Genomic DNA, 16,415 nt, shown 5'->3' on the forward strand with positions numbered 1-16,415 from the left:
AGACAATGATTCGATTATAAGTGAATCATGGGACTTCATCTTGAAAAGTAGTGTTTTTTTACAAATTCATAACAGAGTTATAGCAACGGACAGGGCGGTTAGGACACCAAGTCATTATCAAACCTAGACACCAAGCCAGTTTTACTCCTGAACCGGAGGTCTGCGAAGCGTCTCCTGAACCGGAGGTCTGCGAAGCGTCTCCTGACTCCTGAATTCTGCTGTATCTATTCATTCATGCACAAAATAAATTAGGAGCGATCGCAACCTGGAAATATTGCGTAGCAAAACCTAAAAAGAAAACATCCTGATTCATTTCAACTCAACTCACGAATTTTGATCACACAATGGCTAAAACACCTTTATTTTTAAGAAATACTTGGTACTATGCATTACCGAGTAAGCAACTAAAACCTGGACAAATACTTGCAAAAACCCTCTTAAACGAGTTAATAGTTTTTAGTCGCGATCGCTCAGGAACAGTCTTTGCCAAGCTAAATGAAACAAAAAGTTATCCAATACAAGAGGCGCAAGGAAATATTTGGATTTATATGTCCAATGATGAGACTTCTTTAATACTAGAAGACATCCCCAGAATCCCTAACTTTGGTGACCAATCCCACCAAGCGCTTGAGTCCATCCGCCTTCCCTGTGATGTTGATCACGCCGTAGTAGGATTAATCGATCCTGCTCATATTGCTTTCGTTCACCAGGCGTGGTGGTGGCGTTCCCCAGCAACACTAAAGGAGGTAGTCAAAACCTTTGACCCATCTTTATACGGTTTTACTATGCGAAAGCATCAACTAGAGCAACAAACCTTTTTCTATCGCTTGATTGGACCCAATCCACAGATCGAAATCTCATTCCGCTTACCGGGGATTCGGATTGAGAGTGTGTCTACTGAAAAACACATGGTCTATAATTTGACGGCAATTACTCCCATTTCCCAAACTGAGACCGAGGAAACAACAATGTTCTACACAACTTTACCTTGGTTTTCCATTCTTACGCCATTGTTGCTATGGTTTACACGGAGTTTTCTCAATCAAGATCGAGAAATTTTGCTTAAACAACAAATCGGTTTAAAACGTAATCCTCCCTTAACTTTAGTTGGAGATGCCGATGCTCAGGCGCGTTGGTATTATAGATTGAAAGCAGAATTTACTCGGTCTCAAATACAGGGGGGTTCTTTCGTTAACCCAATTAAAGAAAAGACACTTCGATGGCGTAGTTAGATTTTAAGTAGGTAGGCGGAGGAAACCCGAAGTATGTAATTCATAATTCGTAATTCGTAATTCGTAATAATACCGACCGCAGGCTACGCTAACGTAATTAAGTTTTGCAACAGGGATTTAAACCCTACCGCAAAACTTGCCGCTTGATAGTTGCTATGAAACTTAAACCGTAAGTATTCATGATAGAGAATACATAAGTCAAGAGAATAAAGGCTTTTCGAGTCAACTTTGATGATTTTGAGAAAATATAACTTCTCTATATTCCTGATTTCATAAGCATTCTGAACAAAAGGTCTGCGAAGCGTCTCCAGACTCCAGACTCCAGACTCCTGAATTCTTACCTTAAACCTACGAAACTCGGTTAAAAAATTAAAATTCATTCACTTACTTGAATATCTGGAGAGGAGATAGAAAATTTATCAGCTTGCAATTTCACCCAAACAAAGAAAGGAATTGCCAGAAGTTGAGTCATTGAAGAAAAGACAACTAATAACATAATAGAGTGATCATATAAAATTCCTATCAAAGCACTACCCAAGAACCAAGATAAACCATAGCCAGTGCTGAAAATACCGTAAGCTGTAGCTCGTTTGTTTTTAGGAACCATACCAGCTACTGCCGCTTTGAGAATTGATTCTTGCGCCCCCATACCAATGCCCCAAAATGCCATTCCTAAAAGAGCAAAACGCGCATCTCCAAAAAATACCAAAGGTGCAAACAAAGATGAAATAAAAGCCGCAATTATCAAAATAGAAATACCAATCTTGTCAAAGAAATATCCAAATATAAGTGCTGCTATAGCATCTACTCCCATTGCCCAAGCATAAAATAAAGGAATTGTTTGCCCAGAAGCAATTTCTCCCTTTTGAAAATGAAAAGCAATTAGTGGAAAGTCCGCATATCCAGCCGCAATAATTGCCACCGCACCCAAATAAATCCAAAATATGCTTGGCAATTTTTCTCCTTCATTTGCCACAGTTTCTACTTCAAAATCACTGGGATTTGGATACAGAAATTGCAAAATCAACAATACAATTAATCCTAATACCGCAGGCACAATTAAAACTGTAAATGCATTGCGATATTCTCCCTGGAAATAAACCATTGCAGCTACAGCCAAAGGCCCCATAACTGCACCTGTTTGATCCATTGCTTCATGTAAACCAAAGCCAAAACCACTGCCAATTCGACTCACACCATGAGACAGCAGGGCATCTCGTGGGGGAGTACGCACCGCTTTACCCGTGCGTTCAGCCATCATCAAACCTGCGGCTACTTCCCATCTTCCTGCTAAAGCTAAAAATGGTACAACTGCGGTATTCAAAATGTAACCTAAAGTTGTGATTCCCCAGTATTTACCTGTTTTGTCACTAAGATAACCAATAACTAAGCGGAAGCCATAACCAATTAGTTCACCAAAGCCAGCTACTAGACCCACCACAGTGCCATTAGCTCCCAAAACCTCTAAATAAGCCCCCGTAATGCTACGCGCCCCTTCATAAGTAGCATCGGCACAAAGGCTAACAAACCCAAGCAAAATCACAAACTTCAAAGCAGCAGCTTTTTGTGACATAACCCCTATCTTTTAATTACTACCTCAGCAATTAAAACACGGGATACGACGAAAAAAGGGTTAGCTTTGAGCTTTCTCAGGTACAAATTACGAATTAATTACGAATTACGAATTATTCATCATCCTCATACTCTACCCAAGAATTAGGAGTTTCTGATACTGCAACCTTGAGTTTTACATCTGCTGGTAATCGCTTTTTGGTTTCATCATAAATATATTTAGCAATCATCTCAGCAGTTGTTTCATATTCAGGTGGTAAAACTTCATTGAGAACACAATGATCTAGTCCTCCCTGAGTCACATCTTTTTTAGCCCAACGTAAGCTTCTAAAATCAGCAACCATAACTGGGTGCGGACAGTATTCAGAAGAATGCAACTGTGATGAGTTTGCTTCTATTTTGACTTTATAAGTATGACCGTGCATTCTCCCACAAGGACCTTTATAGTCTTTTATGTAGTGGGCGCTATCAAACGTGAATTCTGTTAAGAGTTTCCATTTGGGCATCTTGATATCACCTCAAAGCCAATTTTTCAACCAAAACGTATTGATCATAAAAAAGCAGTTACAGCAGAATCTATTAATATAATTACTCCTCAAATATTCACAATAAAAATGTACCTAACACAAGATTTAACTTTGAGAAACTCTTTTATCAGAAGATCCAATAGTTTTGGCTACATAAGGGTAGGAAAAGCTTAACCTAAATTTGTACCAATGTTAACTCAATCTTTGCTCATACTGTATGTGTTAGTAAGAAGATTGTGACCAGAGAAGAATCAAATACAAGATATCTATCGGGCTATAGATGTATCATTTCCGTCCCCTCATTATCCAAAACAACATGGTAGTCCATCAACCGTTGGTGTTCAGTGTAATGAAAAAATAGAAATTCACCAAACTGCGACTTCTCTACCGAAATAGATTTTGAGCAGAAACAAGTAAAGCCGCTTGGATGTAGTAATTCAGGAATGCTTAACTACGCCATAACCTTGTTGGGTATGAATTTTGAATTCTTTTTTCTGTGAAATTTTTCCATCAAACTTAAGGAGTACAAATGCTTAAGGCTATCGCTGTTACTTGGTTATTACTGTTTTTTGGCGATTTCCTTTCGACTTTTTTTTACCATGTCCCTGAGCATGTTTTTGGTAGCCTCCACCTGACAACACACCACTCCTGGAAGAAGGACTTCCGCCACTACGCTATTCTAACATTTAATCCCCAAGTGCTTTTAGATGGAATCTTGGGCGCTCTACCGTACCTACTTGTAGCTGTCTTTCTGTGGTCGTTTTCTCCCATTGGTGTTGTCTGTGGTTTACTGTTTGGTCAGTTTCATGTATGGTGGCGACACATCACATCTTTAGGGTGGAAAACTTCAAAACCTGTGACTTTTGTGTGTCGGTTGTTATTTATCACCACTCCTGAACAACACTGGCTACATCATCAAAAAACTAACCTAGGTTTCGGCGATATTTTTACATTCTTTGAGCAACCAGCAAAAACTTGGATGCGTTGGTTACGTTTATTTAGACTTCATGTGCGTGAGTCTTCGGTAACTCGCGTTTCTGGCTAGTAAATTGAGACTGGAGCAGTATATCTCAAAAATAGGCGTTGCTTAAAACAGGGATGAATTATTGAACCGCAAAGACGCGTTCACGTTAGCGAAGCTTGGCGTTAGCCATAGTGTCCCGTAGGGATAGTACGCGACGAAGTGAGATTTTTTCGTTTACAAAAATTCAAAAACATCCCGCAAATATGCAACGCCCAAAAATAAATGCAAACACGAGGGGACATGGAGACGCTCTGGGATAGAGGTGAATCGACTGCACCTTTAATAGTTTTCAACTACTTAAGAATCTCTGCGCCTGTCTTCCCAGAGAGAGGTCAAGAACTATCAATAGACGGATTGTAGAAGTCGGAAAAAGGGGAAGGGGGAAATGCTAAAGATATAAATTCTCGCCCTTTCCCCCTTTAACTTTTTACTAAAATTAAATAAAATTAAATAGAATTAAATATGCGTTAGTTGGAACCCTTGTAGAAACCTGACCTGGGTAGGGATACACGGCTCTACATTTTTCCCATCAGAGGTCTATTAGCTGAAAGCTGCTGTATCTTGACTCACATCAAAGAATGTATCAATAAAATAGTTTATATTTTTATAGGCAATACAGTCGTTTCTGAAGTAGAGAATTTCCAAGCAAATGAGTGATGAGGAATAAATATCAAAAAATACAAGAGAGGTTTAACCTGTATACAATCAGGTTGGGACAAGGCATAGGCTATTAATTCTCTTACCTAAACCCGTAAATACATCATAATTTTTCTTAGGTGTTTAATTTTATTCTCAGTGTTGAGTTCAGAAAAACTAGGTTAAAGTTACCACATAGGTAGATTTTGTTAAAATTGCTCCTGAATTAAAACAATAGGTTAGAAATTTTCACCGCAACCCAGACTCAAGCAAAGGGCGACTCATTCCCGAATGTCAATTTCTGGAAACATATAGCAATCCTAAATCATTCATGGAAAACCTGTTAAGAGTTACAGCACTTCTCGGTGTCATGAGGTACAAATATAGCAGTCAAGATACTTACACCACAAGAGTTTCATTATTCAGGCTTGTACCTGCTAACGGCGAAATCCGCTGTAAGAGTTACCTGTTAAAAGCTTTCACGAGTAAGTATGACTACGTCATGCCAGCTATCAACACGCAATTAACGAAGGCAGGAGGCAGGAGGCAGAAGGCCGTTTTTGTAACGGGGATTTATGCCCCGCTCCAAAAACTTTTCGCCTTAAAAGGCGAGGTTTTAGACCCGATTGTTTCGATAAAATTGCTATCTAGGTCAAATCTTATACACACACATAGCGAAAAAGTTTATGGATCAGCTTTTGGAGACAATATCCTCTGAAAATCAGGACTTATAAAATCCGTATTTTGGCAGGACAGATCAATAGACATGAGAATTTAAGGAAGAGGTATGCCAGGAAACGACCGGGAAAAAATACGCCACTTATTGGTCGTCCAAGACATGGAAGGACAGCGAACAATCCCTCTGCTAGAGACTACCTACTCTCTGGGACGGGATGCCAGAAACGCTATTGTTCTCAATTCTCGGTCTGTATCGAGGCAGCACGCAATTCTATTGCGGGTTCTGATTCCTGACACTGAACAATATGGTTTTCGGATAGTGGATGGTAACTTTAAAGGTAAAAGAAGTACGAATGGCTTATTTATTAATGGCACTAAATGTTTTTCTCATAACCTCCAAAATGGAGACTTGATCGCTTTTGGCAGTTCGCACGCTCAAGCTCAATACTATGCTATTTCCAATCTGTCAGAGGAAGCATTTAGAGAATCTTATACAGCATCAGACCTGTCTCTTTTTCTGTCGGATCAAGGAAATCCCGCTAATCCTTTTGAAACAATTATCTCTGATCCCAGTGTTGAAGGAGCTAATGATGCTGCCTTAACTCGCCTTGCCTCTTTTCCAGAACTGATTCCCAATCCCATTATCGAAATGGATTTAGCGGGAACGGTGACATATTTTAATCCAGCGGCAGCAAATAAGTTTCCTAGAATCAGAGAAATCGGCCAAAACCACCCTATTTTGGCACAGTTGCTCAGTGCAGTGAAAAATCAAACAGGCAATTCTTTTGTGCGAGAGGTGGAAGTGAGCGGAGAGATTTTTGAACAATCCGTTCATTATTTACCAGAAAGCGATTTAATTAGAACTTTTATTATTAGAGAAATTACTGAACAAAAGCAAGCTGAAGCAGAATTAAGGCAACGCGATCGCTTGCTTCAAGCAGTGGCTGAAGCCGCCAATTACTTATTGGCAGAAATGAACTATGAAATAGCCATAGAAAAAGCACTCGCTACTTTTGGGGAAGCCGCTAATGGCGATCGCGTTTACCTCTTCCAAAACCATTCCCATTCAGTTACAGGAGAAATCGCAGTAAGTCTGCAATTTGAATGGATAAAATCTGGTCTGAAACCATCTCACCATCATTGGCAAAATCAATCTTATCAAACTTCTGGGTTGGGACGCTGGTATACTACCCTCTCTGGGGGACAGCCCATTAGTGGACTCATCCAAGAATTTCCCACCACAGAAAAAGAACTCCTGAGTCGAGACAACATTCAGTCTCTCCTACTTGTACCCTTGCGATTAGAAGAAGATTTTTGGGGCTACCTGGGGTTAGCAGATTGTACCTCCCCACGGCGTTGGTCAAGGCATGAAGAATCTAGTCTCTTGACTATGGCCGCTATCATTAGTGGCGCTCGTCAGCGTCAACAAGTAGAAGAAAAGATTCGCTATCAAGCCCTTCATGATCTGCTCACTGGGTTGCCCAATCGTTTACAGTTTAACGATCTACTGGACAAAGCTATACAAACAGCTGTTCAGACCCCAGACAGTTTAGCTGTCATGTTCTTGGATTTAGATCGCTTCAAGATGATCAATGATACCTTGGGACACACCCTGGGAGACGAATTATTACAAAGCGTAGCTCAAAGATTGAGAGATTCCCTCAGGCCAGGAGACACCATTGCCCGTTGGGGAGGTGATGAATTTACTATCCTGCTGCCCCAAATTCGGGATATAGATGAAGTAACCCAGGTAGCACTAAGAATTTTACAAGCCTTAGAAAATGCTTTTTATCTGCAAGAACATGAACTTTATATCAGTTCCAGCATTGGCATTGCCCTGCTAAATGAACATAGTCCTGATGCTGAAACCCTGATCCAGCACGCGGATACGGCTTTATATTACGCCAAAGACAAAGGCAGAAATAATTACAAATTCTACAAAGTATCTTTAAATTCCAAAGCTCCCGAACTTCTGAGTTTGGAAAAGAGTCTGCGCCATGCTTTAGAACGAGACGAATTCCTATTATACTACCAGCCGCGAGTCAACATCATTTCTGGAGAAATTACTGGCATGGAGGCTCTGTTGCGCTGGCATCATCCTGACATGGGAATAGTTGCCCCCAATGTCTTCATTCCCTTAGCTGAAGCTAGTGGATTAATTATCCCTTTGGGCGAATGGGTACTCCAGAAAGCTTGTACTCAAAATAAAGTTTGGCAAGATGCGGGTTTTCCACCCATAACGATTGCAGTTAATCTTTCTCCCAAGCAATTCCGCCAACCTAAGTTAGTGGAAAAAGTCGCCGAGATTTTAGAAGCCACTGGACTTGAAGCGCAATTTTTAGAGTTAGAGATTACAGAAACAACGGCGATTGAGGATCTCAATTTTGCCAGAACTGTACTGAAAAATTTGGAGCAAATGGGCTTACTCCTGTCTATTGATGATTTTGGTACGGGTCATTCGGCTCTTTCCCGCTTACAGGCGTTACCACTTCACAATCTGAAAATCGATAGATCATTCATCAAAGAATTAACCATAGATAATACAAATAACAAAGTAGCCCATATCATCACGGCGATAGTTGCTTTGGGACGCAGTTTGGGTTTAAGACTAATTGCTGAAGGAGTAGAAAAACCAGAGGAACTAGAATTTTTAAAGTCAATTAACTGCGATGATGTGCAAGGATATTTTTTCTATCGACCACTCTCTGTGCAACAAGCTACAGAAGTTATTACCAGTAAATGGAACATCTCACAAGGCTTGAGGTAGAAAATTTGTGATTGTGGCGTACATCCACTATCATGCCAGCTGTTTAACCTATAAATATAGTTATTTCCATACAGAGGATGAAAAGATGAGGGTTTGGCTTGCCTGTTTTTTTGTATTATTCGCCTTGGCGGAATTCTTTGACTGGGTGAAAGCATTATCTTTGCCTTTACCTATCTATATTTTAGGAGGAGCATTTTTAGCTGTTGCTTCTAATTACGATAAAATTGTTGGTTCTCAGCTAGAAAGTGTCAAGGGCGAAATATCAACCGAACTACCCCCTGAACTACTTAAGTTAGAGGCATCCACTCAATCAACTCCAATCGACTTGTCCATGCTCACTCCTGTGGTAGAGGTTCAAAAATCTCAACACGAATAAATTGCCGCATACAACTTACGCAAAACTACAAGGCTGTCGGGGTAATTCATGAATTGCCCCTACGTAAATAAAGCGCAGCCTCACATAGAATTAGTATTACAGGATTTTTCATTTTAATAGACTACAAAAACGAAACCTAATAGACATCTCCAATAGATAAAGGAGAAAGTCAGTAGGCAAAAGGTCTATTTATTTGCAAATCGCTGTAGATTTCAGTTGTGCAACATCTACCACATCAGGCTACCGCAGCATTACCGTGATTAATGGACTTTTAGCAAAATTCCGTGCAGTTATCATTAAAGATCAAGGTTCCCGGCTCACTTTTACTATCCATAATTGCTTGTCAATCATTCTCCTGAGTAGTCTGGGAGTGACTGCTTTAGTCTGGGGAATGCGTGAACTGAAATGGTTACAAGCTGGAGAGTTAAGCATTTATGACCAGATGTTGCGATCGCGTCATATCTCCCCAAAATCCCGTCCTGAAGAACCTCTTGATCGGCGAATTCTATTAGTTACAATTACTCAGGATGATCTGATACAGGAGAAATGGCCATTGTCAGATCAAACTATCAACAATTTATTAGCAAAACTAGAATCTTATCAACCCAGTGTTATTGGTTTAAATATTTACCTACCAAATCAAAAAAACTTAGCAACTCATCTACAACATCAAGATAACATCATTATTACTTGCTTGTTAAGCAATACTGGTAGAACAGAAGTTACACCACCCAGCAATTTTCCTATGGAAAATATTGGATTTGATGATATTGTCACTGACAATTCTACTGATCAAATTCTGCGCCGGAGTTTATTATTTACCGATGTTACACATACAGATAATAAATGTCAAACACGATTTTCTTTTGCAGCTTTATTAGCTATTACTTATTTGCAAAAACAAGGTATCGAATATGATTTTACTGAAAATGGAGAATTTAAAATAGGTCAAACTTTATTTCCCCGTCTAGACTCTAATGCGGGCAATTATCAGCAAACAGATGCCTATGGCTATCAAATCCTGTTAAATTACCGTCACCCAAATTACCTCGCCCAACAAGTCACCTTGACGCAGGTTCTCAAGGGTCAAGTAAACCCTAATTGGATTAAGGATCGTCTGGTCATTATTGGTACTACAGCAAGTTCTGTACATTCTGGTTTCTATACACCCTATAGCGCTTTATCAGACCAGTCTCCAAGAATGCCTCGTGTTTTTATTCATGCACAAGTAGCAAGTCAAATTCTGAGTACAGTCCTAGATGGACGACCTCTCATGTCCTATTGGCCTGACTGGGCTGAATTTTTGTGGATTTGGGGTTGTTCGTTGGTAGGTGGTGCTTTAGCATGGCAATGGCGACATCCTTTGCTGTTACTAGTGGTGGAAGGTTTTGTGTTATTGGGTTTAGTGGGAATCGCTGCTGGTTTTTATCTGCAAGCGATATGGATACCACTATTTTCACCTGCCTTGGCTTTAGTAATAAATATTTTTGCTGTCATGGGTTATATTACTTACCGAACTCAGCAAGAAAATCAAGCGATTATTCTGCAAGTTGAAAAACAACAAGAAGCGATCGCACAATTAAGCCTACTATTTGATCAAACAACATTTGTTCCATCTCTAGGCTCTCAACTAAATTGGTCATCTGAAATCTCCACAGTTAATACTGGTGGGTTTGTTTTAGGTGGACGTTACAAAATTTCCAAAATCCTTGGTGCTGGTGGATTTGGTCGCACTTATTTAGCAGCAGATACACAACGACCTGGTAATCCTATCTGTGTAGTTAAACAGTTAATGCCAGCCCGTAATGATACAAAATTTTTGCAAATTGCCCGGAGATTATTTAATACTGAAGCGGAAATTTTAGAAGTTTTAGGCAAACATCGTCAGATTCCTGAACTATTTGCTTATTTTGAAGATAATCAAGAATTTTACTTGGTGCAAGAATATATTACTGGTCATACTTTAAATGCAGAATTACCACCAGAACAAGGGGTAAAGAGTGAAGCATTTGTGATTGCGATGCTCAAAGAAATTTTAGAAATTTTAGTATTTATACATCAACGCCGTGTAATTCATCGAGATATTAAACCAACTAATATTATTAGATGTACTGAAGATAATCGACTGGTATTAATAGACTTTGGTGCAGTCAAATTGATTCAACCACGTCAAGCGGAAGAAACAGAATTAGCCACAGTAGCTATTGGGACGCGGGGTTATTCTCCCCCAGAACAGTTCGCAGGACATCCACGTTTATGTAGTGATATTTATGCTTTAGGCATGATTGGGATTCAAGCTATCACTGGTATACCACCGCAGGAACTTCAGCCAAATCCAGACACTGGTAATATTATGTGGCAGTCAACAGTGACAGTCAGTACTGAACTAGCCACAATTTTAGATAAGATGGTTTGTTATCATTTTAGCGATCGCTATCAATCCGCTACAGCTGTTCTTCAAGATTTGAAATCATTGATAATTCGTAATTCGTAATTCGTAATTCTTTATTTTCCCTGTGTCCCCGCGCTCACAAGGGTAGGTATTTTACATTGTCGTGAGGGCAAGACTTGGGGGACAAGGAAGGACAGTGGACAAGGGAGGAAACACGTACAAAATCATATTCTCTTAGTAACAAAAAGACCATTGTGCGGAGAAAATCTTCCTTGTCTACTTTCCCTCCTTGTCTTCCTAGTCCTGCCTTAACAGATAATATTAAAAACCTACCCTTGTCAGGTGTCCCCGCGTCCCCAGTGATGTAATTTTTGATATTTAATTATGTAAATAATGCATAACTAAATAATTAGTTGTGCAATTAGCAGCTATAATCAGGATTATTTTTTTGTTAAAGTTTCCCAAAAAATTAAAGTTGAGTAACTTTCAAGACAGAAATAGTATCAAAATCTACGGAAACTACTTAAGTAAAGTCAAAGAAGAGGCAAGGAAAGGGAGAGTCGGTGGAGAAATACCGATAGGGCTTGATACCCTTCGCTACGCTCTACGGCAAAGGGGAAGAGTAACATTCCTCCTGCTTCTTCTGGTCAAGTAATTGGTGCATAGGAACAAAAACAAGTGCTGAAGAAATTTTTCATAGTTGGGGTTTTTACCCTATTTCTAATGTTCGGGGTGCTAACTGGCAATGCTTTTGCTCAAGAATCTGCCACTCCGCCCGCTCCTGATACTGGAGATACAGCATTTATGCTGATTTCGTCAGCACTAGTATTGCTGATGACACCGGGATTGGCTTTCTTTTATGGTGGATTTGTGCGATCGCGCAATATCCTCAACACCTTAATGATGAGTTTCGTGTTGATGGCGATTGTGGGAGTAACCTGGATTCTCTGGGGTTATAGCCTATCTTTTGCCCCTGGTTTGCCCTTCATCGGTGGCTTACAGTGGTTAGGGTTAAATGGTGTTGGTTTAGAAACCACAGGTTATCTGGAAGGTTCAGTCCCTGAGGAAGTTGTTTCCTATGCGGGAACAATACCTCATCAAGCCTTCATGATCTATCAAGCCATGTTTGCAATTATCACCCCAGCTTTAATTTCTGGGGCGATCGCAGAACGGATGAGTTTCCGCGCCTATTGTCTATTTGTGCTATTGTGGTCAACCTTTATCTACACACCCTTAGCACACATGGTCTGGGCTAAAGGGGGATTTTTAGGATTATATGGCGGTTTAGGCGCTCTGGACTTTGCCGGTGGGACAGTCGTACATATCAGTTCTGGAGTTTCTGCACTGGTAGCAGCCATCGTCCTCGGACCCAGGAAAAACCACCCAGATCGTCTGAGTCCTCCCCACAACGTCCCCTTTATTTTGTTGGGTGCTGGCTTACTTTGGTTTGGTTGGTTCGGCTTTAATGCTGGTAGCGCTTTATCTGCTGGTGGTGTGGCTACAGTAGCCTTTGTTGCTACCAATACATCCGCAGCGGCTGGTGCTTTAATGTGGCTGATTCTAGAAGCCAGTTTACGTGGCAAACCCACCGCCGTTGGTGCAGCCACCGGTGCCGTAGCTGGTTTAGTTGGTATTACCCCAGCCGCAGGATTTGTCACCCCTTTATCAGCAATTTTAATTGGTTTCCTTACCGCCGTCGTCTGCTTCTATGCGGTAAGTTTCAAGCATAAGCTCAATGTTGATGATGCCTTAGATACCTTTCCTGTACATGGTGTGGGTGGAACATTAGGGGCAATTTTAACCGCCATTTTTGCCACCACCGAAGTCAACTCCGGCGGTAAAAATGGGGTATTGCGTGGTAATTTCGGGGAATTATTCGTAGAACTAGGAGCGATCGCCATAGCTTATATAATTGCTGCGGTTGGTACTTGGGTAATTCTGAAAATTATCGCCGCTACCATCGGCCTGCGAGTGAAAGAAGAAATGGAAAACCAAGGACTAGATATCAACGAACACGGAGAAGAAGGTTATAACTCCGAGTTTGGCGATCGCATTAATGTTTCTTAGTCATTAGACATCTGGTGAAAACTATCAAACCTTTGCAGTTAGGATTTTCTTGGGGAGCGATCGCCTCTCGAAATCCTAAATACGAAGGTTTGATAAGGCTTAAACCCAATGGATTCATAAGTATGGCGAGCCACATTGTTCCCATTGATCACCATGATTCCTGCGAAGGTATGCTGCTGCGATTGACCTTTCTCTAGCAATGCCCTGAGTAATGCTTTGCCAAAGCCCCGCCCCCGCGCCTCTGGCAAAACGGCAACATTTTCAATAATCCAGGAAGCTTGGGGTGTGAGGAAAAAGGGTTGCAAATCGCCTCCCCAAAGTTCCATATAGCGATTATGAAAGGCTGTTGTAGTTTTTGGAGACCACTTCAACTCCTGCGCGATCGCCTCTAGACGAGACAGGCGCAACGGGCAGTAGTCCTCTGAATAGCGAAGAACCAGAATTGATTGATATTCAGGGGAATTATTGGTCTGCGTGACTTAAGCTACTCTAAATATCTTCACTAAACGAATTAAATGTTATGTAAATATGCGCTCTGATACAAGCTTTTCCCTTTGCCAAGTTACGACTTTAAGGCACAAAACTCCCATCAGTATATTGTCCCAACCTATCGGGCAACTGCCATAAATCAAAATTGCTAAAGTTTGTTAGCCTGATGTACATTTAACTTACTCGCCATCAGACTGACGACAAAAGTCATTTTGATTTTTTTATTTTTTATTTTTAGTCGTGTCCACTCCTGTAAAAACATTTCCTGTCTGGGGATTTTTCTTACTGATCACCAATGGCATCCTGATGTTGTCCGTCATCCTGCTGATTTGGCGACAGCAGAAATTGACCACTGCGTTTGCAACCACAACTTCCCCAACACCAGTCAACCTCAACAGTACAACCCAATCTGCACCAGAATTAGGCCCCCGACATAAACTCAATTATCGGCAATGGTTAGATATCCTCAAACAAGAAGCAAAGGTAGCTGAGTCTAAACCTTCTCAGCATTTGACCATACTGGCTGGGGATTCTCTGAGTTTGTGGTTTCCACCTAAGTTATTACCCGAAGACAGAACTTGGCTAAATCAGGGCATATCCGGTGAAACTAGTGATGGACTATTGAAAAGATTAGATTTATTTGACCGCACTCAGCCAGAGACTATTTTAGTCATGATTGGTATTAATGACCTGATTCGAGGAGTAGGGGATGAGGAAATTTTAGCCAATCAGCGACGAATTATCCGTTATCTGCGAAGGAGACACCCCCAATCACAAATCTTTGTGCAGTCGATTTTACCTCACGGGGGAGAGGAAGCAACTTGGGAAGGAAGGGAGAAATTGCTGGCTATTCCCAATAGTCGCATCCGTCAGTTGAATGAAGAACTACAAAAAATAGCAAATAGACAAAATGTCAAATATCTCGATTTACATCCTTTATTCACCAATAAGCAAGGTAATCTCAACCAAGAATTGACTACCGACGGCTTACATCTCAATCCTCAAGGCTATCTAGTCTGGCGGACTGCATTGCAGATTTATAACAACAAGCAATTAGCACCCCAGCCGCAAGAAAGTCAGTTAAGAAATAGTCGAGAGAGGATTTAATATCGTGTCCGCTTGAATATTTATCATTATGGCTGACGCGGAAGGGGACACGGGGACGCGGAGATGCGGAGATGCAAAGACAGGGGGAGACGGAGAGTTGTTTTAACTGATAACTGATTTACCCTTCTAAATCGACCCTTCGCGCGAGAAAATAAGAAAAAGTAATTTTAGTGGCAAAACCTAAATGGATACCAAAGCTTTTAAACGTAGCCTCCAACATTCAGAAAATTACAATCGCAAAGGGTTTGGTCATCAAGCAGAAGTCGCCACCCAGTTACAGTCTGAGTATCAAAGCAACTTGATTCAGCAAATACGCGATCGCAACTACACTCTCCAAAGAGGTGATGTCACCATCCGACTAGCGCAAGCTTTTGGCTTTTGTTGGGGTGTAGAACGTGCAGTCGCCATGGCCTATGAAACTCGTCAACACTTCCCCACAGAACGCATTTGGATTACCAATGAAATTATTCACAATCCTTCTGTGAATCAGCGAATGCAGGAAATGGAAGTACAATTTATCCCTGTAGAAGCCAATATAAAGGATTTTTCTGTTGTTGATATAGGTGATGTGGTCATCTTACCCGCCTTTGGTGCCAGCGTTCAAGAAATGCAGATTTTGCATGATAAAGGCTGCAAAATAGTTGACACTACTTGTCCTTGGGTTTCCAAAGTTTGGAATACAGTTGAAAAGCACAAAAAAGGCGAATACACTTCCATTATTCACGGTAAATATAAGCACGAGGAAACCGTCGCCACTAGTTCCTTTGCAGGGAAATATCTGATTGTGCTGAATTTACAAGAAGCAGAATATGTGACTAACTATATTCTCAATGGTGGCAACCGTGAGGAATTTTTAGCGAAATTTGCTAAAGCTTGTTCCCCTGGATTTGATCCTGATCAAGATTTAGAACGGGTGGGTATCGCTAATCAAACTACTATGCTCAAAGGTGACACCGAAAAAATTGGTAAGCTGTTTGAGCGGACTATGATGCAAAAATATAGTCCCACCGAATTAAACCAGCATTTTCAAAGTTTCAATACCATCTGTGACGCAACTCAAGAACGTCAAGATGCTATGTTGGAATTAGTAGAACAAAATCTCGATTTAATGGTAGTAATTGGTGGGTTTAATTCATCAAATACCACTCAATTGCAACAAATTGCTTTTGACTGGAATATTCCTTCCTATCACATTGATAGTGTTGCGCGGATTAAATCAGTTGATGCCATCGAACATCGTCAATTAACAGGAGAATTGGTGATCACCGAAAACTGGTTACCAAAAGGAGAAATAGTTGTGGGCATAACTTCTGGTGCTTCAACACCCGATAAAGTCGTAGAAGATATCATTGAGAAAATTTTCGCTCTCAAAGGTACAGCAGCTTTAGTTTAATCAGTTTAAGTCTGCCGATTTAGTTTTTCTATTCCCTTGATTTGGCAAAAATAAAGGACGGGATAAATACCCGTCCGCACTAATAGCTTGAAAGTGGTAATACACCTTGGAATACGGAACAAAAATAACACACATAAAATTCAATAGGTTGTCAG

General features: G+C 40.7%; 12 protein-coding genes. 9 read left to right on the forward strand and 3 right to left on the reverse strand.

The window, feature by feature from the left end; all coding sequences use genetic code 11:
* Window positions 1-344: 344 nt before the first annotated feature.
* Window positions 345-1,232, forward strand: a complete 888-nt coding sequence (locus H6G59_RS20155) for an aromatic ring-hydroxylating dioxygenase subunit alpha (RefSeq protein WP_190717610.1) — start codon at window positions 345-347, stop codon at window positions 1,230-1,232.
* A gap of 376 nt (window positions 1,233-1,608) precedes the next feature.
* On the opposite strand, the gene H6G59_RS20160 is transcribed toward H6G59_RS20155, so the two are convergent.
* Both H6G59_RS20160 and H6G59_RS20165 read right to left on the reverse strand, forming a co-directional pair.
* On the reverse strand, window positions 1,609-2,805 hold the full coding sequence (locus H6G59_RS20160) for an MFS transporter (protein ID WP_190717612.1): 1,197 nt from the start codon (window positions 2,803-2,805) through the stop codon (window positions 1,609-1,611).
* Between the two features lie 112 nt (window positions 2,806-2,917).
* Entirely contained in the window at window positions 2,918-3,310 is a 393-nt protein-coding gene (locus tag H6G59_RS20165; protein ID WP_190717614.1) for a 6-pyruvoyl trahydropterin synthase family protein, read from the reverse strand.
* A 550-nt stretch (window positions 3,311-3,860) separates the two neighbouring features.
* Here H6G59_RS20165 and H6G59_RS20170 point away from each other — a divergent pair.
* The 6 genes from H6G59_RS20170 to H6G59_RS20195 all read left to right on the forward strand — a co-directional run bounded on the left by H6G59_RS20170 (window position 3,861) and on the right by H6G59_RS20195 (window position 13,271).
* Window positions 3,861-4,376, forward strand: a complete 516-nt coding sequence (locus tag H6G59_RS20170; protein WP_190717616.1) for a sterol desaturase family protein — start codon at window positions 3,861-3,863, stop codon at window positions 4,374-4,376.
* 946 nt (window positions 4,377-5,322) lie between these two features.
* Window positions 5,323-5,709, forward strand: a complete 387-nt coding sequence (locus tag H6G59_RS20175; RefSeq protein ID WP_190717618.1) for a hypothetical protein — start codon at window positions 5,323-5,325, stop codon at window positions 5,707-5,709.
* A gap of 69 nt (window positions 5,710-5,778) precedes the next feature.
* Window positions 5,779-8,436, forward strand: coding sequence for an EAL domain-containing protein (locus H6G59_RS20180; RefSeq protein WP_190717620.1), 2,658 nt, complete (start codon window positions 5,779-5,781; stop codon window positions 8,434-8,436).
* 85 nt (window positions 8,437-8,521) lie between these two features.
* Window positions 8,522-8,812, forward strand: a complete 291-nt coding sequence (locus H6G59_RS20185) for a hypothetical protein (protein WP_190717622.1) — start codon at window positions 8,522-8,524, stop codon at window positions 8,810-8,812.
* A gap of 256 nt (window positions 8,813-9,068) precedes the next feature.
* The gene (locus H6G59_RS20190; protein WP_190717651.1) at window positions 9,069-11,306 is read left to right on the forward strand and encodes a CHASE2 domain-containing protein; all 2,238 of its coding nucleotides are present in this window, start codon (window positions 9,069-9,071) and stop codon (window positions 11,304-11,306) included.
* 621 nt (window positions 11,307-11,927) lie between these two features.
* Entirely contained in the window at window positions 11,928-13,271 is a 1,344-nt protein-coding gene (locus H6G59_RS20195; RefSeq protein ID WP_199332089.1) for an ammonium transporter, read from the forward strand.
* A gap of 38 nt (window positions 13,272-13,309) precedes the next feature.
* Here the strand turns inward: H6G59_RS20195 and H6G59_RS20200 are convergent, their stop codons facing one another.
* Window positions 13,310-13,678 (reverse strand): GNAT family N-acetyltransferase, encoded by a 369-nt coding sequence (locus H6G59_RS20200; protein ID WP_199332090.1) that lies wholly within the window; start codon window positions 13,676-13,678, stop codon window positions 13,310-13,312.
* Window positions 13,679-14,000: 322 nt separating this feature from the next.
* Here H6G59_RS20200 and H6G59_RS20205 point away from each other — a divergent pair, with 322 nt between their 5' ends.
* The gene (locus tag H6G59_RS20205; protein WP_339327986.1) at window positions 14,001-14,867 is read left to right on the forward strand and encodes an SGNH/GDSL hydrolase family protein; all 867 of its coding nucleotides are present in this window, start codon (window positions 14,001-14,003) and stop codon (window positions 14,865-14,867) included.
* A gap of 184 nt (window positions 14,868-15,051) precedes the next feature.
* Window positions 15,052-16,260, forward strand: a complete 1,209-nt coding sequence (locus H6G59_RS20210; protein WP_190717626.1) for a 4-hydroxy-3-methylbut-2-enyl diphosphate reductase — start codon at window positions 15,052-15,054, stop codon at window positions 16,258-16,260.
* Window positions 16,261-16,415: the final 155 nt, after the last annotated feature.

The organism is Anabaena lutea FACHB-196 (genome assembly GCF_014698305.1).
Lineage (GTDB): Bacteria > Cyanobacteriota > Cyanobacteriia > Cyanobacteriales > Nostocaceae > Anabaena > Anabaena lutea.